Origin of the sequence: Bacillus mobilis, from assembly GCF_001884045.1 — a bacterium.
In the GTDB taxonomy this organism is placed as follows: domain Bacteria; phylum Bacillota; class Bacilli; order Bacillales; family Bacillaceae_G; genus Bacillus_A; species Bacillus_A mobilis.
This window is the reverse complement of record NZ_MACF01000025.1, coordinates 87,376-105,921: the sequence shown is the minus strand read 5'-3', so window position 1 is coordinate 105,921 and position 18,546 is coordinate 87,376. Positions and strand designations below refer to the sequence as shown.

18 protein-coding genes are annotated in these 18,546 nt (G+C 37.9%); 6 read left to right on the top strand and 12 right to left on the bottom strand.

Going from position 1 to position 18,546, the window contains the following annotated elements; translation table 11 throughout:
* The first annotated feature begins 138 nt into the window (after positions 1–138).
* Positions 139–918: a M15 family metallopeptidase gene (locus BAQ44_RS02455; RefSeq protein WP_071720558.1), complete on the top strand. Its 780-nt coding sequence runs from the start codon at positions 139–141 to the stop codon at positions 916–918.
* A 36-nt stretch (positions 919–954) separates the two neighbouring features.
* Here the strand turns inward: BAQ44_RS02455 and BAQ44_RS02450 are convergent, their stop codons facing one another.
* The 4 genes from BAQ44_RS02450 to sdhC all read right to left on the bottom strand — a co-directional run bounded on the left by BAQ44_RS02450 (position 955) and on the right by sdhC (position 4,681).
* Positions 955–1,401, bottom strand: coding sequence for an acyl-CoA thioesterase (locus BAQ44_RS02450; protein ID WP_063261309.1), 447 nt, complete (start codon positions 1,399–1,401; stop codon positions 955–957).
* A gap of 92 nt (positions 1,402–1,493) precedes the next feature.
* On the bottom strand, positions 1,494–2,255 hold the full coding sequence (gene sdhB, locus BAQ44_RS02445) for a succinate dehydrogenase iron-sulfur subunit (protein ID WP_001291830.1): 762 nt from the start codon (positions 2,253–2,255) through the stop codon (positions 1,494–1,496).
* Complete coding sequence (gene sdhA / locus BAQ44_RS02440) at positions 2,248–4,041, bottom strand: succinate dehydrogenase flavoprotein subunit (RefSeq protein ID WP_064472621.1); 1,794 nt, start codon at positions 4,039–4,041, stop codon at positions 2,248–2,250. The genes sdhB and sdhA overlap by 8 nt, the downstream gene beginning before the upstream one ends.
* Positions 4,042–4,054: 13 nt before the next feature.
* Entirely contained in the window at positions 4,055–4,681 is a 627-nt protein-coding gene (gene sdhC, locus BAQ44_RS02435) for a succinate dehydrogenase cytochrome B558 (RefSeq protein ID WP_000678354.1), read from the bottom strand.
* Between the two features lie 300 nt (positions 4,682–4,981).
* Here sdhC and BAQ44_RS02430 point away from each other — a divergent pair, with 300 nt between their 5' ends.
* Positions 4,982–5,431, top strand: a complete 450-nt coding sequence (locus tag BAQ44_RS02430) for a YslB family protein (RefSeq protein ID WP_000042227.1) — start codon at positions 4,982–4,984, stop codon at positions 5,429–5,431.
* 114 nt (positions 5,432–5,545) lie between these two features.
* Here the strand turns inward: BAQ44_RS02430 and uvrC are convergent, their stop codons facing one another.
* From uvrC to BAQ44_RS02390, 8 genes are all read right to left on the bottom strand, one after another.
* Positions 5,546–7,330: an excinuclease ABC subunit C gene (gene uvrC, locus BAQ44_RS02425; protein ID WP_071720556.1), complete on the bottom strand. Its 1,785-nt coding sequence runs from the start codon at positions 7,328–7,330 to the stop codon at positions 5,546–5,548.
* A 148-nt stretch (positions 7,331–7,478) separates the two neighbouring features.
* The gene (gene trxA / locus BAQ44_RS02420) at positions 7,479–7,793 is read right to left on the bottom strand and encodes a thioredoxin (RefSeq protein WP_001018946.1); all 315 of its coding nucleotides are present in this window, start codon (positions 7,791–7,793) and stop codon (positions 7,479–7,481) included.
* Between the two features lie 211 nt (positions 7,794–8,004).
* Entirely contained in the window at positions 8,005–8,982 is a 978-nt protein-coding gene (etfA, locus tag BAQ44_RS02415) for an electron transfer flavoprotein subunit alpha (protein ID WP_061677092.1), read from the bottom strand.
* Positions 8,983–9,018: 36 nt separating this feature from the next.
* The gene (gene etfB, locus BAQ44_RS02410; RefSeq protein ID WP_063261310.1) at positions 9,019–9,792 is read right to left on the bottom strand and encodes an electron transfer flavoprotein subunit beta; all 774 of its coding nucleotides are present in this window, start codon (positions 9,790–9,792) and stop codon (positions 9,019–9,021) included.
* Positions 9,793–9,870: 78 nt separating this feature from the next.
* On the bottom strand, positions 9,871–10,647 hold the full coding sequence (locus BAQ44_RS02405) for an enoyl-CoA hydratase (protein ID WP_063261311.1): 777 nt from the start codon (positions 10,645–10,647) through the stop codon (positions 9,871–9,873).
* Positions 10,648–10,658: 11 nt separating this feature from the next.
* The gene (gene fadR / locus BAQ44_RS02400; protein WP_080467624.1) at positions 10,659–11,246 is read right to left on the bottom strand and encodes a fatty acid metabolism transcriptional regulator FadR; all 588 of its coding nucleotides are present in this window, start codon (positions 11,244–11,246) and stop codon (positions 10,659–10,661) included.
* A 106-nt stretch (positions 11,247–11,352) separates the two neighbouring features.
* Entirely contained in the window at positions 11,353–13,038 is a 1,686-nt protein-coding gene (locus tag BAQ44_RS02395) for a long-chain-fatty-acid--CoA ligase (RefSeq protein ID WP_063261313.1), read from the bottom strand.
* Between the two features lie 190 nt (positions 13,039–13,228).
* Positions 13,229–14,059: a BclA C-terminal domain-containing protein gene (locus tag BAQ44_RS02390; protein WP_071720554.1), complete on the bottom strand. Its 831-nt coding sequence runs from the start codon at positions 14,057–14,059 to the stop codon at positions 13,229–13,231.
* A gap of 412 nt (positions 14,060–14,471) precedes the next feature.
* Between BAQ44_RS02390 and BAQ44_RS02385 the strand changes: the two genes are divergently transcribed.
* The 4 genes from BAQ44_RS02385 (at position 14,472) to BAQ44_RS02370 (ending at position 18,524) form a co-directional block, all read left to right on the top strand.
* On the top strand, positions 14,472–15,446 hold the full coding sequence (locus BAQ44_RS02385) for an ABC transporter substrate-binding protein (RefSeq protein WP_000722827.1): 975 nt from the start codon (positions 14,472–14,474) through the stop codon (positions 15,444–15,446).
* Positions 15,447–15,453: 7 nt separating this feature from the next.
* The gene (fhuB, locus tag BAQ44_RS02380) at positions 15,454–17,490 is read left to right on the top strand and encodes a Fe(3+)-hydroxamate ABC transporter permease FhuB (RefSeq protein WP_071720551.1); all 2,037 of its coding nucleotides are present in this window, start codon (positions 15,454–15,456) and stop codon (positions 17,488–17,490) included.
* Between the two features lie 59 nt (positions 17,491–17,549).
* Positions 17,550–18,053, top strand: coding sequence for a DinB family protein (locus BAQ44_RS02375; protein WP_071720549.1), 504 nt, complete (start codon positions 17,550–17,552; stop codon positions 18,051–18,053).
* A 138-nt stretch (positions 18,054–18,191) separates the two neighbouring features.
* Positions 18,192–18,524, top strand: a complete 333-nt coding sequence (locus BAQ44_RS02370) for a YfjL-like protein (RefSeq protein WP_071720546.1) — start codon at positions 18,192–18,194, stop codon at positions 18,522–18,524.
* The last annotated feature ends 22 nt before the right edge of the window (positions 18,525–18,546 follow it).

Sequence of the window (18,546 nt, the reverse complement as noted above, 5' to 3'; positions counted from 1 at the left end):
TACATTTTCACACATTTTCTGACATTTTCTTTGCATTTCTATTACGTTATGACTCTTATATTTCTTTTTCAGTAAACTAGACTTATAATAAAAAACGATACATATTTTATGAAGAAAGGACTGTGATTACAAGGCATCATGAAAAAGATAATCATTATTTCTGCCACTACTATTGTAATCGGTATCACTTCTTTCGCTTACTTTGGTTCTAAATCACCACTGCAAAATGAGGCGAAAGCTGTCGAAAGTCAACAGCATAGTAATCACCAAAAAGAAGAGATTCCAGCTTTTCCAAAAGCTGATCATAATGCAAAAAAACTAGACAATGATTTTTCCGTTGTAACAAATCCAGAGTCTAATCTTGTCTTAGTTAATAAACATCGAAAACTACCAGACGGATACACACCTGAAGACTTAACAAGACCGAACGTACCATTTACTAGTCCAAAAGATAAAGAAAAAACATTGCTGCGCAAAGATGCTGCAGATGCGCTTGAAAATATGTTTGAAGCGGCAAAGAAAGAAGGGCTTGAACTTACAGCTGTATCTGGTTATCGTTCATACAAACGCCAAAAATCATTACATGATACATACGTTAGACGTCAAGGAAAAGCTGAAGCTGATTCAGTAAGTGCCATTCCTGGTACGAGTGAACATCAAACTGGTTTAGCGATGGATATTAGTTCAAAATCTGCTAAATTCCAATTAGAGCCTATTTTCGGAGAGACAGCCGAAGGAAAATGGGTTGCGGAACATGCTCATGAATTTGGCTTTATCATTCGCTATTTAGAAGATAAAACAGAAACCACAGAATATGCATATGAACCGTGGCATTTGCGCTACGTTGGTAATCCATATGCTACATACATATATAAACATCATTTAACATTAGAAGAAGCAACGAAAGACAACAAATAAGAGAGCAAATCGCTCTCTTATTTTCCATTTACTCTATCATTGTAGTAATTTTTTCTTCCACTCTTCAGGCCACGGTTCGCCTTTTCCTGTTTTTTTCGATGCTTGAACCATCATTCCACGACCAACTAAACAAACTTCTCCTTCTGCATTCTTCACCATATAATGCAAATCTAAAGAAGAATTCCCAACCGCTCCCGCTTTTACATACACCTTCAACTGTTCATCAAAATATATTTGCTTAATAAAATTACATTGTAAATCTGCAACAACGATCATCGTTTCTGAAGACTCATGCGTCCATTCTTGCATAAATCCAAGTTCTTTAAACAATGCGATACGTGCTTCTTCAAAATAAGTAAAGGCAACGACATTATTTACATGTCCAAACATATCTACTTCACCAAAACGAACTTTTACAGGATTATAAAATGAAAAACCACTTTCCCATTGCTCAAAGTCTTCAATATAAGAAATTCTCTTCATTGTTCCCTCTCCTTTTCGCCTTAAAACAAACAGAATAAACAGAAAAATAAAGTTATAAATATTGCCTCTTCAACATGAAGAGGCAATATTTATTAATAGTTATTGTCGCTACCAAAGAAATCTTTGAACGATTGAATTGTTGTATCACGGTTTAATGCCGCAATTGAAGTTGTTAATGGAATACCCTTTGGACATGATTGCACACAGTTTTGAGAGTTACCACAGTTTGCAAGCCCTCCATCTCCCATAATTGCACGTAAGCGGTCTGCTTTATGCATTTCACCCGTTGGATGTGAGTTGAATAAACGAGCTTGTGATAACGGTGCTGGTCCAATAAAGTCAGATTTACTATTTACGTTTGGACATGACTCTAAGCAAACACCACATGTCATACATTTTGAAAGCTCATAAGCCCATTGACGTTTCTTCTCAGGCATTCTTGGTCCTGGTCCTAAGTCATACGTACCATCAATTGGAATCCAAGCTTTAACGCGTTTTAGAGCGTTAAACATGCGACTACGGTCAACTTGTAAGTCACGTACAACTGGGAATGTCTTCATCGGCTTTAAGCGGATTGGTTGTTCTAACTGATCGATAAGAGCTGTACATGATTGACGTGGTTTTCCGTTAATCACCATCGAACATGCGCCACATACTTCCTCTAAACAGTTCATATCCCATGCAATCGGAGTCGTCTGATTTCCTTTTGAATCAACAGGATTACGACGAATTTCCATCAGTGCCGAAATAATGTTCATATTTGGACGATATGGAATTTCAAACTCTTGGTCAAACTCTTGTGCATCTGGTCCATCTTGTCTCGTAATGATGAGGCGGATTGTTTTCTCAGACATGTTGCTTATCCCCCTTCTCTTCACCCTTAGCAGCTACATCATGTTTTGAGGAATAGTCACGTTTACGTGGTTTAATTAATGAAACATCCACTTCTTCGTAATGGAATGCTGGTGCATTTCCTTCTCCTTCAAATTTCGCCATCGTAGTTTTTAAGAAGTTTGCATCATCACGATTTGGGAATTCAGGTTTGTAATGCGCCCCGCGGCTCTCATTACGGTTATATGCGCCAATTGTAATAACACGTGCTAATTCAAACATATTCGCAAGTTGGCGTGTAAATGAAGCACCTTGGTTACTCCATCTTGCTGTATCGTTAATGTTAATACGTTTGTAACGAGCCATTAGCTCTTCAATTTTCGCATCAGTTTCTAATAACTTTTTATTTTCACGAACTACTGTAACGTTATCTGTCATCCATTCTCCAAGCTCTTTATGAAGAACATACGCATTTTCGTTACCATTGAGCGTTAAAATATTGTTAAATTTCTCTGTTTCGATTAATTCATTTTGTTCATATACAGTAGATGAAACAGCATCAGATGATTTAGAAAGACCTTTCATATACTCAATCGCGTTCGGTCCTGCTACCATACCACCGTAAATTGCTGATAATAGTGAGTTCGCACCAAGGCGGTTACCACCGTGCATAGAATAATCACACTCACCTGCTGCAAATAAACCAGGAATACTTGTCATCTGCTTATAATCAACCCATAGTCCGCCCATCGAATAGTGAACTGCCGGGAAGATTTTCATTGGTAGTTTACGAGGATCATCACCTGTAAACTTCTCATAGATTTCAATAATTCCACCAAGTTTAATATCTAGTTCTTTCGGATCTTTATGAGAAAGATCTAAGTACACCATGTTTTCACCGTTAATACCTAGTTTTTGCTCTACGCAAACATCAAAGATTTCACGCGTTGCAATATCACGAGGTACAAGGTTTCCGTAAGCCGGATATTTTTCTTCTAGGAAGTACCATGGTTTACCATCTTTATATGTCCAAACACGGCCACCTTCACCACGTGCAGATTCACTCATAAGACGTAATTTATCGTCTCCAGGAATTGCCGTTGGATGAATTTGAATGAACTCACCGTTTGCATAATATGCGCCTTGTTGATATACAGCAGAAGCTGCTGTACCTGTATTAATAATAGAGTTAGTTGATTTTCCAAAGATGATACCAGGGCCCCCTGTTGCCATAATCACGGCATCAGCTTGGAAACTTTTAATCTCCATTGTTTGTAAGTCTTGTGCAACGATTCCTCGGCACACACCTTCGTCATCCACAACAGCTCGTAAGAAATCCCAACCCTCGTATTTCGTTACAAGTCCTGCTACTTCGTGACGACGTACTTGCTCATCTAATGCGTATAGTAATTGCTGTCCAGTTGTTGCACCAGCAAATGCTGTACGGTGATGTTGTGTTCCACCAAAACGACGGAAATCAAGAAGTCCTTCTTCCGTACGGTTGAACATAACACCCATACGGTCCATTAAATGAATGATACCAGGTGCTGCTTCACACATTGCTTTAACTGGTGGTTGGTTCGCTAAGAAGTCCCCACCATAAATTGTATCGTCAAAGTGGATCCATGGAGAATCCCCTTCACCTTTCGTATTTACGGCACCGTTAATTCCACCTTGGGCACATACAGAATGCGAACGTTTTACTGGTACTAAAGAAAACAGTTCAACATTTACTCCTGCTTCCGCCGCTTTAATCGTTGCCATTAAGCCAGCCAAGCCACCGCCGACTACTATAAGTTTCCCTTTCATGCTCTCCCACTCCTTACTGGTTTGCTAGCTGTGGATCGATGAACGCTAATAATGCACTCACACCTACATAAGATAGACCTAAGAAAATAGCTAATGTTACATAAGTAGAGATTCTTTGTGAACGTGGAGATACTGTAATTCCCCAGCTGATGCAGAATGTCCATAGTCCATTTGCAAAGTGGAAAATTGTTGAAACAACACCGACTAAGTAGAATGCAAACATAGCTGGATTGTTTAAAATATCTGCCATCATATCATAGTTTACCTCTTTACCTAACATTGCTTGAATACGAGTTTCCCAGACGTGCCAAGAAATGAAAATCAGTGTAACGATACCTGAAATTCTTTGGAAGACGAACATCCAGTTACGGAAATAACCGTAAGAAACCGCATTGTTCTTAGCTGTAAATGCAATATATAAGCCATATATAGCATGGTACAGTATCGGTAAAAAGATGATGAAAATCTCTAGCGCGTACCGGAATGGAAGGAGCTCCATAAAGCCTGCAGCTTTGTTAAAAGCCTCTGCTCCTCGTGTTGCAAAGTTGTTTACAATTAAATGTTGCGTCAAAAAGACACCAACCGGGATGACCCCCATTAATGAGTGCCACTTACGAAACGTATACTCGCGGCCTTTCATGTCCCCATTACCCCCCTTGAATGTTTGACTGCTGTTTTCAGATTAGTTTACAACAATAATGTTTTTTCACTATTGGCATAAGAAAAACTGAAAAAATTATTCGAAATATTTCAGCATAATTTGATACCAAGTTCATTTTACTCCTATTTTTGTCGAAGCGTCAAGAAAACGTATACATAATTTGCATATAATTTGCCAATTCTTTTTTTCTTCTTATATATTCAGATTTTCCCAAAGAAAAATCTGTTTTTATAAATGAGAAATGTTATATAATAATCCCTATAGAAAGAGGGGAATATTGTGAGTAAAAATACAATCGATACAACATCTTTAGAAGATGTTTCATTGAACGCCTTCGCTTATGAATTGCTACGTGAAGAATTACTACCAGATTTAATCGGTAACGATTTAGATGGTATTTTATACTGGTCCGGTAGAAACCTTGCAAGAAAATATCCACTAGAAACAACTGAAGAAGTCATTCAGTTCTTCGAAAAAGCTGGCTGGGGCACTTTAAGCATTATTGAACATAAGCGTCGTGAAATGCAGTTCCAACTTAAAGGCACACTCATCGCTGAACGCCAAAAACAAAACAGACATTCTTCTTATCAATTAGAAGCTGGATTTATCGCTGAACAAATTCAAAAACAACGAAACGTCGTTGCAGAGTCCTATGAAGAAAAGAAAAAACGTTCAGACTCTATTACATTTCTTGTGAAATGGGATATAAAAGATCTCATCGAAGTGTAGCATTACCTACAGTCAACTAGACATATAAGTTTAGTTGACTTTTTTGTATTTTCATTCAGTTAGATTTATTTTAAATCTTCAGAAATTATACCAGAAAATAGAAGACGTTGTAAACTACAACGTCTTCTTATCCGCTAAATAAGTATAAATCGTTTCTGCGACATTTTTCGGCATACCCGCTTCGACAAATTCAGCTACAGAAGCTTCCTTCATCTTCTTTAATGAACCAAAATGTTTCAACAATACCTTTTTCCGTTTATCACCGATTCCTGGAATATCATCCAGTGCTGATTGAATAACAGATTTCCCGTGTAATTGACGATGAAATGTAATCGCAAATCGATGCACTTCATCTTGAATGCGCTGCAATAAATAAAATTCTTGGCTATTTCTCTCAAGCATCACAGGTTCAGGTGGGTCCCCAATAATTAAATGAGAGGTTTTATGTTTGTCATCTTTTACAAGACCTGCCATCGGAATATATAAACCGAGTTCATTTTCTAGAACATCACTTACAGCTGCCAGATGACCTTTTCCACCATCAATAATGATTAAATCTGGTAAAGGCAAACTCTCTTTCAGTGCCCTTGTATAACGGCGTCTTACAACTTCTCTCATAGACTCATAATCATCCGGTCCTTGAACCGTTTTAATTTTATATTTCCTGTATTCTTTCTTAGCTGGTTTCCCATCGATAAAAGCAATCATTGCAGAAACAGGATTCGTCCCTTGAATATTTGAGTTATCAAACGCCTCAATACGATAAGGTGTTTCAATCCCAAGCTGCTTCCCTAACTGATCTACCGCTTTAATCGTTCGCTCTTCATCACGTTCAATTAAGTAGAATTTCTCTTCAAGAGCAATCTTCGCATTTTTATTTGCTAATTCTACAAGATCTTTTTTCTTACCACGTTTCGGCTGTGTCGCTTCCACTTCTAAAAAGCGCTCTACTAACTCTGAGTCTATACTTCCTGGAACGACAACTTCCTTCGGCTTAAAATGACTGCTGTTCTCATAAAATTGACCAATGAACGTTAAAAATCCCTCTTCTGGTTCATCGTAAATCGGAAACATAGAAACGTCACGTTCAATTAGCTTTCCTTTTCGAACGAAGAAAACTTGAACACACATCCATCCTTTATCAACTGCATATCCAAACACATCACGATCCACTAAGTCACTCATGATCATCTTTTGTTTTTCCATAATCGCATCGATATGCGCAATTTGATCACGTAACTCTTTTGCACGTTCAAATTCTAGTTTCTCTGAAGCTTCATACATCTTTGTTTCTAATTCTGAACGAACTTCTTTATGTCCACCATTTAAAAACTTAATAATTTCATCTACAATTTCTTTGTTTTGTTCTTCCGTCACTTCTTTCACACACGGTGCTAAACATTGACCCATATGATAATATAAACAAACTTTATCAGGCATATTTGAGCACTTACGAAGCGGATACATACGATCTAGCAATTTTTTCGTTTCATGAGCTGATTGTGCATTCGGATAAGGGCCAAAATACTTTCCTTTATCCTTTTTTATGTTTCGTGTAATGAGTAATCGCGGCTGTTTCTCAGCTGTAATTTTAATAAAAGGATATGTTTTATCGTCTTTTAATTGAATATTATATTTTGGATCATGTTTTTTTATTAAATTTAACTCTAAAATGAGAGCCTCTAGATTTGAGGAGGTTACAATATATTCAAAATCTACAATTTCTCCTACAAGCCGAAGTGTTTTTCCATCATGTGAACCAGTAAAGTACGAGCGCACACGATTTTTAAGCACTTTTGCCTTTCCGACATATATAACCGTTCCTTGCTTATCTTTCATTAAATAACAACCAGGTTGATCTGGTAAAATAGCCAGCTTCTCTTTTAAATGTTCGTGCACTCGTCACCCTCCATTTCTACATGCTTAGCATTTTTATTTTCACATGAAAACATACTATGCCAAAACACCCAACATACGTTCTTTCATTGTAACGGAAAGGTGTAAAAAAAGAAAATAAAAAAAGCTGCCAAATGGCAGCTCCTTTATTTTAGAAGTGTTTAGAAACTAATTCTACTAACGCTTCTTTCGGTTTGTAACCTAACGCTTGATCAACTACTTTACCGTCTTTTAATACGAAAAGAGCTGGAATGCTCATTACTTCGAATTGACGAGCAGTTTCTTGGTTTTCATCCACGTCTACTTTTACTACTTTTACTTTTTCGCCTAGTTCTGCATCAATTTCTTCTAATACAGGAGCGATCATTTTACAAGGTCCACACCATGGTGCCCAGAAATCTAATAATACAACACCTTCGCTAGTTTCAGATGCGAAGCTTTGGTCATTTGCGTTTACAATTGCCATTTTATTTCCTCCTTCAAGTATATTCTACCAAGAGTATATCATTAACTTATATACGTGGCGAATAATATGTATCGTTATGTATTGTAACAAAAAAGTGTTCCTTTATACTATATAAAAATACGGATTACATACTAAAAAGATGAGAGACAGGGGATCTCTCACCTTTTTCTATATATAGGGGTACTTCACTTGGAACTCAAGGGTACTCAAATCATGAATGTACTTTTAACTTTTTAAACTCTTCTGTTAAAAGAGGTAAGACTTCAAATAAATCGCCAACAATACCATAGTCAGCTACTTTGAAGATGCTTGCTTCTGGATCTTTATTAATCGCAACGATTATTTTCGAGTTAGACATACCAGCTAAATGCTGAATCGCGCCCGAAATACCGCATGCAATGTATAAGTCTGGCGTAACAACTTTACCAGTTTGACCAATTTGTAATGAGTAATCGCAATACTCAGCGTCACAAGCACCACGTGATGCTCCAACAGCGCCGCCTAATACGTCAGCTAACTCTTTTAATGGCTTGAATCCTTCTTCACTCTTCACACCGCGTCCGCCAGCGATAATAACTTTCGCTTCAGAAAGATCAACACCTTCTGCAGTTTTACGGACGACATCTTGAATAATTGTACGTAGGTCTTTCACATCTACTGTAATAGAAGATACGTCACCACTGCGAGACTCATCTTTTTCAAGCGTTGCAATGTTATTTGGACGAACTGTCGCAAATAAGATACCGTCTGTTACAATCTTCTTCTCAAATGCTTTTCCAGAGTAGATTGGACGAGTGAAGATAACATTTCCACCTTCAACTTCTAAAGCAGTTACGTCAGAAACTAGACCAGCTTCAAGTTTCGCTGCTAATTTTGGTGATAAATCTTTACCAAGTGCTGTATGTCCAAATACAATACCCTCTGGCTTTTCTTCAGCATATACAGCTAAAAACGCTTGTGCATACCCATCAGATGTATATGATTTTAATTTATCATTTTCAACTGTCACAACGCGATCTGCACCGTAATGAATCAATTCATTTGCAAAAGAGGCAACGCTGTCTCCAACTAGAAGACCTACTACTTCACCGCCTTCTGCAATTGTTTTTGCTGCTGCTACCGCTTCAAACGAAACGTTACGTAGCGATCCATCACGAACTTCACCCATTACCAATACTTTACGAGCCATAGATTTTCCCTCCTGCATATATAATTTCGTATTTTATTAGATTACTTTCGCTTCTGTATGGAGCAACGATACAAGTTCTTTTACTTGATCTTGCAGCTCGCCTTGTAACACTTTTCCTGCATCTTTCTTAGGAGGCAAATAGATTTCAATTGTTTTTGTCTTTGCTTCCACATCATCTTCTTCTAAATCTAAATCATCTAATTCTACTTCTTCTAGTGGCTTTTTCTTCGCTTTCATAATACCTGGAAGCGATGGATAACGCGGTTCATTTAAACCTTGTTGTGCTGTTACTAAAACTGGTAAAGAAGTTTCAATCACTTCCGTATCACCTTCAACATCACGCTCAATCTTCACGTTTGTACCGTCAATTTCAAGTTTTGTAATTGTCGTTACGTACGGAATATTTAACGCTTCAGCTACACGTGGACCAACTTGTCCAGATGCACCATCAATTGCAACGTTTCCGCCTAAAATTAAATCTGCATCTTTATCTTTTAAATATTCAGCAAGTACTTTTGCTGTCGTGAACTGGTCACCATTTTCAACATCATCTTCAATATTAATTAATACCGCTTTATCGCAGCCCATCGCTAATGCCGTACGAAGTTCTTTCTCACTTTCTTCGCCACCGACTGTTACAACAGTAACTTCGCCACCTTGTGCGTCTCTTACTTGAATTGCTTCTTCAATCGCATATTCGTCGTAAGGGTTGATGATGAATTCCGCTTCGCCATCGTAAATTGCACCGTTTTTAATTACGATTTTTTCTTCTGTATCAAATGTTCGTTTCATGAGTACGTAGATGTTCATTCCATTTACCCCCTTGTTTTTCAGAAAGATTCTATCAATTTTAATTTTCTGTTAATTTATATTAAAAAAATAATTGAACTACCTGCCACTAAATGAAGGTTTACGCTTTTCTAAAAACGCTGCTACACCTTCTCTTCCATCTTCACCTGTAAATACTTCACCAAAGATTTGAGCTTCGCGTTGTACACCTTCATAATAATGAGACGATTTCGTCGTTTGCAATAACTCTAGTACAGCACGAGTCGTCGCTGGGCTTTTTCCAGCAATCTGTTTTGCAACTTTAAGCGTATCATCTAAAAATGTTTCTTCAGCAAAAACTCCATTAACCAGTCCCCATTTTAATGCTTCTGCACCAATAATCGGTGTACTTGTTAACATCATTTCACAAGCTTTCGCTTTCCCAACATAACGTGGTAATCGCTGTGTACCTGCAAATCCAGGAATTAAGCCAAGTGTTAATTCAGGTAAACCAAGTTTTGCACTTTCAGTTGCAAAGCGCATGTGGCAAGACATAGCAAACTCAAGGCCGCCGCCAAGTGCCGCTCCATGAATTGCCGCGATAACTGGTTTTGAACATTTTTCAACACGCTCAAACGTAACTTGTCCAAGCTGCGCTAATTCTGTCGCTTGCTTCGCTTCAGTAACAGATGTAAATTCTTTAATATCTGCTCCCGCCGAGAAGAAGCGCCCTTCACCGTGAATAACAACAACACGAATGTTATCATCCTTCTCCACTTGATCAATTAATTCAGTAACGTCATGCATAACTTGTGAAGACATCGCGTTAGCCGGCGCATGATTTAACGTCGCCACCGCGATATGATCTTCAACTCTTACAGATAGGAATTTCAACATGATCCCTCCCATTATTGACGATAACCACAAGCTGCAATAAGTAGCCCATGTACCGTTTTTGAAAGTGCGACCAGATCATACTTATGATCGCTCATTACCCAATTGGTCACAACTTCATCTACTGTTCCAAAGATCATTTGTCTTGCCACGCGAACATTTAAATCCGCTTGGAATTCACCTTGCTTTATACCTGTCTCTAAAATCTCATCCATAACTTGTAAGTAGCCTTTTAATACTTCATTTATTTTCAGGCGTAATTCTTGATTGGACTGTCTTAGCTCTAATTGCGTAACGATAGCAAGAGGATCATTTTGTGATAACAGCAAGAAGTGCGTTTCTACCAACATGAACAATTTCGATACAGCGCTTTCAATTCCTGCTGTTTTTTGACGAATTGTTTCGACAAATTCTCCCATCTTTTCTTGGAATAAGGATATTAATATATCTTCTTTATTTTTAAAATATAAGTAAATCGTGCCATCAGCTACCCCAGCTTGCTTTGCTATTTTAGAAACTTGCGCTTGGTGGTACCCCTTCTCCGCAATCACAATGACTGCCGCATCAATAATTTGATTGTATTTCGGTCTATTTTTCTTCACTTTACTGTCCCCTTCAAGAAGATGACTGAATGAATAGTCATTCATATTCTTATAATACTGACTATTTAGAAAAGTGTCAATCCTATTTTTTCAAAAAGAAAGGGCCTTAGCCCGTTTGCTCATCCTCATTCTTTTTTTTCTCTTCATCTATTAGGACACGACGTAAAATTTTTCCAACTGTCGTTTTCGGCAGTTCATCTCTAAACTCATATACTTTCGGCACCTTATAAGCAGCTAAATATTTACGCGCAAACTGGTTTAATTCTTCCTCAGAACACTCCATACCTTCTTTTAACACAACAAATGCTTTAACTGTCTCTCCTCGGTACGGATCGGGAATTCCAATCGTCACTACTTCTTGCACTTTTTCATGCTCATATAATACTTCTTCTACTTCACGAGGATACACATTAAAGCCACTCGCAACAATCATATCTTTTTTACGATCTTTCACATAGAAAAATCCATCTTCATCCATGTAACCTACATCCCCTGTATGGAGCCATCCGTCTTGTAATACAGCTGCTGTTTCTTCTGGCTTATTCCAATACCCTTTCATAATCTGAGGACCTTTTACTACAATTTCACCAATTTCACCCGGAGGTAAAGCCTCTCCAGTTTCAAGTGACATAATGTTTGCCTCTGTATCTGGCCACGGCACACCAATACTTCCTGGCACGCGTTTTTCCCACAAAAAATTCCCGTGTGTAACTGGCGACGACTCCGTTAATCCATAACCTTCTACCAATTTGCCACCTGTAACTCTCTCAAACTCTTCCTGCACTTCTACAGGAAGCGGGGCAGATCCACTAATACAAGCCTCGATAGAAGAAATATCATATTCTTTTAAGAGGGGACTATTTAATAGTGCAATATAAATGGTTGGTGCCCCTGGAAATAGTGTGACTTTATGTTTTTTTATTGCTTCAAAAACCATTTTCATATCAAACTTCGGAATCAGCACCATTTTATACCCTTGCATAATACTTAAATTCATTACAGCTGTCATCCCATACACATGAAAGAACGGAAGAACACCAAGAATTACTTCTTCTCCTTCTTTACAATTATATAGCCAATGCGCTCCCATTAAAGTGTTCGAAACAAGGTTTTTATGCGTCAACATAACCCCTTTTGGAAATCCCGTTGTTCCCCCTGTATACTGCAAAAGAGCTAGATCATTTTCAGGATCACAAGGAACTTCAACATTAACATTACTTTCTCGTTCTACTGATTTCCATAGATGAATCGTTTCACTTTCCGACACATTTACAACAAGATTTGCCTGCTTTTTTTGTACAAATGGATAAAGTAAATTTTTAGGGAAGGGTAAAAAGTCCGCAATACGGGTCACGATAATATGTTCAATTTTTGTAGCAGCTTGAACATTCGTTACTCTTGGAAACACTAAATCGAGACAAAGAATTACTTTTGCTCCCGAGTCATGAAGCTGGTATTCTAATTCTCTTTCTGTATATAGTGGATTTGTTTGTACTACGATACCTCCCGCAAGTAATGTACCATAATAACCAATTACAGATTGCGGACAGTTGGGCAACATAATAGCAACTCGATCACCCTTTTCCACACCGAGCTTTTGAAGATAATTTGCAAATCTCTTCACCTTATCGTGGAAGTCTGAAAATGTAATATCCTTCCCCAAAAAATGAAGCGCTTTCTTTTCTGGATAGCGAGAAGCCACCTGTTCCACGTATCCATGAAGCGGCTGAATATCATAAGAAATCGTACTTGGAATTTCTTCTGGATAACTTTTCAACCATGGTTTTTCCACCTTCATTCCCCCTTCAAATACATAAAAAATAAATGAATGTTCATTCATGATGGTTGTTTTCATTATATTATAGTCGCCATAACGTTACAATCATAATATTCTGACTTTTATATAACTATGCTTCACTCCATTAACTTCTTATTATATGTATAAACTCTCCTAATCTATAAAAGAATAAGAGAGTTATTATTTAGCTTAATCTTATTATCGTTAACACAGCTCCTGGTGTAGTTGTTGATAATGTTGCAACAGCTAACAAACCAAATAGTTGCAAACTAATTGCATCTCCTGCTGCAAGAGTTGTAATGATTGTTGCACTAAATGATGTGGTTGCTAACGCAGGAGAATTGATTGTCCCAGCAAGTGGTGTTCCATTAATTGTAATCCGTGAACTGACTAATAATGAAGCCGTTATATTAATCGTATATGAAATATAATAATTCCCAGCATTTGCAACCGTAAATACTGTATTCCCTCCAGAAACAGTAATACCTGGGCCTATGTTTTGATTATTTGGAAGCGGGACATTCGTTCCACCTAAAAGTACCGATATCGCTGAACCCGACGTATTATTTGCAAATGCATACGTCGCCGTGATACTTGTACCTGTTACTCCCGTTGGACCGGTCGAACCTGTTGCTCCTGTTGCTCCTGTTATTCCCGTCGCTCCCGTTGGACCTGTTGCTCCCGTTATCCCCGTCGCTCCTGTTGGACCTGTTATTCCTGTCGCTCCTGTTATTCCCGTCGCTCCTGTTGGGCCTGTTACTCCTGTTATTCCCGTCGCTCCCGTTGGGCCTGTTGCTCCTGTTACTCCCGTCGCTCCCGTTGGACCTGTTGAGCCTGTTGAACCCGTTATTCCTGTCGCCCCTGTTGGGCCTGTTACTCCCGTCGCTCCCGTTGGACCTGTTGGGCCAAGCTTAGGAACTGTCCCATCGCAGCTAAAACAGCATGAATCAACATGTACACCATTTTGATTGTTACACCCACAAGATCCATTTAAATTATTGCTCCATGAATACATGTTGATCCCTTCCTTCAAATTCAATCTTTTAAGTATAGGCAACAAATTAACAAACATCTATCAAATAACACAGAACAACTTTACTCCGTACATTCTAATAATTATTACATGCAATTTACTCTCCTTTTGCTTGTACTTTCGCCCCATCTCCACAGATTATTAACCATACATATTACGCTTTCTTACACAACCAAGCTCCCATTTAAACTCCACATATTCGCCAAACTCTTTAGTAAAAAGACTTATTCTTCATAAATAATAACTACAGTATATATAAATTCACATAATATGCTATTTTTCGTCAAAATTTTAAAAAAATATTGACATTAAAAATATCCTCATAGTATGATTTTGGTGTTACAAATGATAATGATTTTCATTTGTAAACAAAAACTTATTTTGGGGGCAGAAGATGAAGAAAATTCTCAGTATTTTCATAGTAGTTCTTCTATTCGCTGTTGGATGCGGACAGCAAAAAGAGGAGAAAAAAGAAACAAAGACAGACGATAAGAAACAAGCTATAACAATTAAACACGCTGAAGGGGAAACAAAGTTAGATAAACCAGCGAAAAAAGTTGTTGTACTTGAGTGGGTATATTCAGAAGACTTATTAGCGCTTGGTGTTCAGCCAGTAGGGATGGCAGACATTAAGAATTATAATAAATGGGTAAATACGGCAACAAAACCAGGTAAAGATGTTGTAGATGTAGGGACACGTCAACAACCAAACTTAGAAGAAATTAGCCGTCTAAAACCAGATTTAATTATCACAGCTTCATTCCGTAGTAAAGCTATTAAAAACGAATTAGAGCAAATTGCACCAACAGTTATGTTTGATCCATCAACAAGCAATAACGATCACTTTGCTGAGATGACAGAAACATTTAAACAAATCGCAAAAGCAGTTGGAAAAGAAGAGGAAGGTAAAAAAGTATTAGCTGATATGGATAAAGCATTCGCTGATGCAAAAGCAAAAATTGAAAAAGCAAATTTAAAAGATAAAAATATCGCAATGGTACAAGCATTTACAGCTAAAAACGTACCAACATTCCGTATCTTAACTGACAATTCTACAGCTTTACAAGTTACAAAAAAATTAGGTTTAACAAATACATTTGAAGCTGGAAAATCTGAGCCGGATGGTTTCAAACAAACAACTGTAGAATCATTACAAAGTGTACAAGATTCAAACTTCATTTACATTGTAGCGGATGATGATAACATTTTTGACACGCAACTAAAAGGGAACCCTGCTTGGGAAGGATTAAATTTCAAAAAAGAAGACAAAATGTATAAATTAAAAGGCGACACTTGGATTTTCGGTGGTCCTGAGTCTGCAAAATCTTTAGCAACACAAGTAGCAGATGTAATGACAGCGAAGAAGTGATTACACGATGAATAGCTTACAACATACACTTCGAGCAAGTCTTGTATTCGGAGGAGGAGCAGCTCTCTTGCTCCTCCTTTTCTTTATTCATATCGGACAAGGTCAAGCAAACATTTCCTATAGTATGATTATTGATGCTCTTATCTCACCGAACCAATCACTAGAGCATCAAACTTTAATTATGCTTCGATTACCTAGAGCCGTAATTGCCATTTTAGCTGGAGGTGCTCTTGCTGCATCTGGGGTCATTTTACAAACGTTAACGAAAAATCCACTTGCTGAATCCAGTACAATGGGTATTCATTCTGGTGCATATTTCTTTCTAGTAGCGGCTACAATTTTCTTACCGAAAGGTCTGCAAATTAATTCACTTCTTTTCACATTTATCGGCGGTGCTATTACTGCTTTATTTGTATACCGTATTTCTGGTGGAAAAAAGGGAACCCCACTTAGAATGGCACTAGCTGGGATGGTCGTTACCTTAATGCTTTCTGCCTTTACTGGAACGATGCAGCTTTTCTATGAAAATGAAACAGCTGGTTTATTTTTATGGGGAGCTGGTTCTCTTATTCAAAATAACTGGGATGGCGTTCAATTTGCTTTTCCATTTATCATTATTTCTTTCCTAGTTTTACTTGTTATCTCTCGTAAACTCAATATTCTCTTACTTGGTGATGATGTTGCTGTTTCTCTTGGTGAAAAAACAGCAGTAACACGTCTTATCGCCTTCATTGCTGCAATCTTTTTAACAGCAGTCATCGTTACTGTAGTTGGACCAATTGGATTTGTCGGCTTAGTTGCACCACATTTAATGCGTCTTATTGGCTACCGTCAACACTTTACTCTCCTTCTTTCTTCTTTCTTATGGGGGGCAGTATTATTACTTGGGGCAGATGTTGCCGGTAGATTAATAGATCCAACCGGTGCAGAACTTCCTGTTGGGGCAGTCACGGCAATGATTGGATCACCTTGGCTTATTTACTTAGTGTATCGAATGATGAAGTCGAAACAATATATGAATGATAACGGTGCGAATGCAGCTGGAGCTAGTTCTCGCTATTATTCTTATAAAAAGGTAATCATTATCTCTATCACGCTTTGTATTGTGACAATTGCTCTCGGTGTTACAATCGGTAGTAACGCTTATATCGAAAGCATTACAAATGCTATAACAGGACAATTAACACAATTTGATAAAAATATGATGATGAACCTTCGTTTACCAAGAATGCTCGTTGCCGCTATCGCTGGCGCATGCCTTGCAATAAGTGGGCTTGTTTTCCAAGGCATATTACGAAACCCACTCGCTGATCCTTCTATTATTGGTATTTCATCGGGAGCGGGTGTTGGTGCCTTAACCGTTATGTACGTCTTCCCTGCACTTCCTGGTTTCTTCCTACCAATTGGTGCATTTATCGGCGGACTACTTGCAGTTGGAATTGTCCTCTTCTTCTCATGGAAGTCAGGATTTAGCCCAACAGCCCTTGCTTTAATAGGAATCGGTATTTCAGCTCTCGGCTCAGCTATCATTCAAATCTTTATCGTTAGAGCAAATTTGAACGTTGCTGCTGCTTTAACATGGCTATCAGGTAGTACGTATGCAAGAGGATGGAATCACTTAGAAAATATCATTCTATATCCATCACTTATTCTCGTGCTTATTATCTTTTTCTTAATAAAACAACTTGACGTTCTCGTACTTGGAGACGATTTAGCAACAGGACTCGGGCAACCAGTAAATAAAACACGCCTTGTTCTCATTGTGTTAGCAACACTACTTGCATCTGTAAATATCGCAGCTGTCGGTACGATTGCCTTTCTAGGTCTTGTTGCACCACACTTAGCACGAATCGTCGTTGGTATGAATCATAAAAGATTATTCGTTTGCTCCGCACTGTTTGGAGCAATCCTTCTTGCCATTGCTGACTTACTCGGACGAACAATTGCATACCCGAAAGAAATCCCTTCTGGTCTTGTCGTTGCTGTACTTGGAGCACCTTATTTCTTATGGTTGATGAGGAAGAGTAGGAAGAAGGTTAGTTAAAAAGGAAACTATCTTTTTTTCACGAATGTAACTTATGAACATAACTAGGAGGGATAAATATGTACCAAACTATTGAAGGCTTCTTGCAATCATGGACATACGAAGCTGAGTCTACTCAAAAGATGCTCGATGCATTAACAGATGAGTCTTTATCACAAGAAATTGCACCTGGGCACTGGACATTAGGCAGAGTTGCTTGGCATATCGTCACTGCAATTCCTGTTATACTATCTGGCACAGGGCTTAAGTTTGAAGGAGAAACGAAGGATTATCCTGTACCAACTTCTGCAGCAACAATTGCAGATGAGTATCGTAAAGTGAATGCGGCTTTTGTTGAAGCCCTTCAAGGGAAATGGACGGATAAAGACTTAGCTACTATTAATGACTTCTTTGATCGTCCTATGCCAAATTCTATATTTTTAATGACACTTATTAATCATCAAAATCACCATCGCGGACAAATGACGGTTTTAATGCGACAAGCCGGCTTAACAGTCCCTGGCGTATATGGCCCAGCAAAAGAAGAATGGGCTGCAGCTGGAATGGAAGCTCCTAAAATGTAACTACAAAAAAAGACAAGGTGTTTACACATCTTGTCTTTTTCTGTAACTTGTTTCATGTGAAACTATTTTTTACTAAATGGTTGTTTTATGGAAAAGATAGGTTAAAATGAATACATATTATGAAGAGGAGCAACCAAATTGAATACAAAAAATAAAAAAATAGTTATGGAAACTATTTTACTAACTTCTATTATTGGGGTTATTAGCGCATCTCTTTATTTCACAAGTTATGGCACCCCTTGGGGAAAACAAACAGCAGTTACGGAATCAAAAGAATATATTACAAAATACTTTGATCTAGATGCGGAAGTCAAAAACACTTCTTACGATGCTAAAATGAATAGCTATGCAATCTCCTTTGAGACAAGTAGAGACGGAGAGTTTACTATCGAATATAAAAGTCCTAATAACTTTAATATTTCTCCAGGAGTGCAAGAGTATTTAAGCACACACTCCAAATTTACAGAGTAGTAACGAAGCATACATATACAAA

Coding starts and splice junctions, on each gene's coding strand:
- BAQ44_RS02455 (WP_071720558.1), top strand. CDS start 139: ATGAAAAAGATAATCATTATTTCTGCCACTACTATTGTAATCGGTATC.
- BAQ44_RS02450 (WP_063261309.1), bottom strand. CDS start 1,401: ATGAAGAGAATTTCTTATATTGAAGACTTTGAGCAATGGGAAAGTGGT.
- sdhB (WP_001291830.1), bottom strand. CDS start 2,255: ATGTCTGAGAAAACAATCCGCCTCATCATTACGAGACAAGATGGACCA.
- sdhA (WP_064472621.1), bottom strand. CDS start 4,041: ATGAAAGGGAAACTTATAGTAGTCGGCGGTGGCTTGGCTGGCTTAATG.
- sdhC (WP_000678354.1), bottom strand. CDS start 4,681: ATGAAAGGCCGCGAGTATACGTTTCGTAAGTGGCACTCATTAATGGGG.
- trxA (WP_001018946.1), bottom strand. CDS start 7,793: ATGGCAATTGTAAACGCAAATGACCAAAGCTTCGCATCTGAAACTAGC.
- etfA (WP_061677092.1), bottom strand. CDS start 8,982: ATGGCTCGTAAAGTATTGGTAATGGGTGAAGTTCGTGATGGATCGCTA.
- etfB (WP_063261310.1), bottom strand. CDS start 9,792: ATGAACATCTACGTACTCATGAAACGAACATTTGATACAGAAGAAAAA.
- BAQ44_RS02405 (WP_063261311.1), bottom strand. CDS start 10,647: ATGTTGAAATTCCTATCTGTAAGAGTTGAAGATCATATCGCGGTGGCG.
- BAQ44_RS02390 (WP_071720554.1), bottom strand. CDS start 14,059: ATGTATTCATGGAGCAATAATTTAAATGGATCTTGTGGGTGTAACAAT.
- BAQ44_RS02385 (WP_000722827.1), top strand. CDS start 14,472: ATGAAGAAAATTCTCAGTATTTTCATAGTAGTTCTTCTATTCGCTGTT.
- fhuB (WP_071720551.1), top strand. CDS start 15,454: ATGAATAGCTTACAACATACACTTCGAGCAAGTCTTGTATTCGGAGGA.
- BAQ44_RS02375 (WP_071720549.1), top strand. CDS start 17,550: ATGTACCAAACTATTGAAGGCTTCTTGCAATCATGGACATACGAAGCT.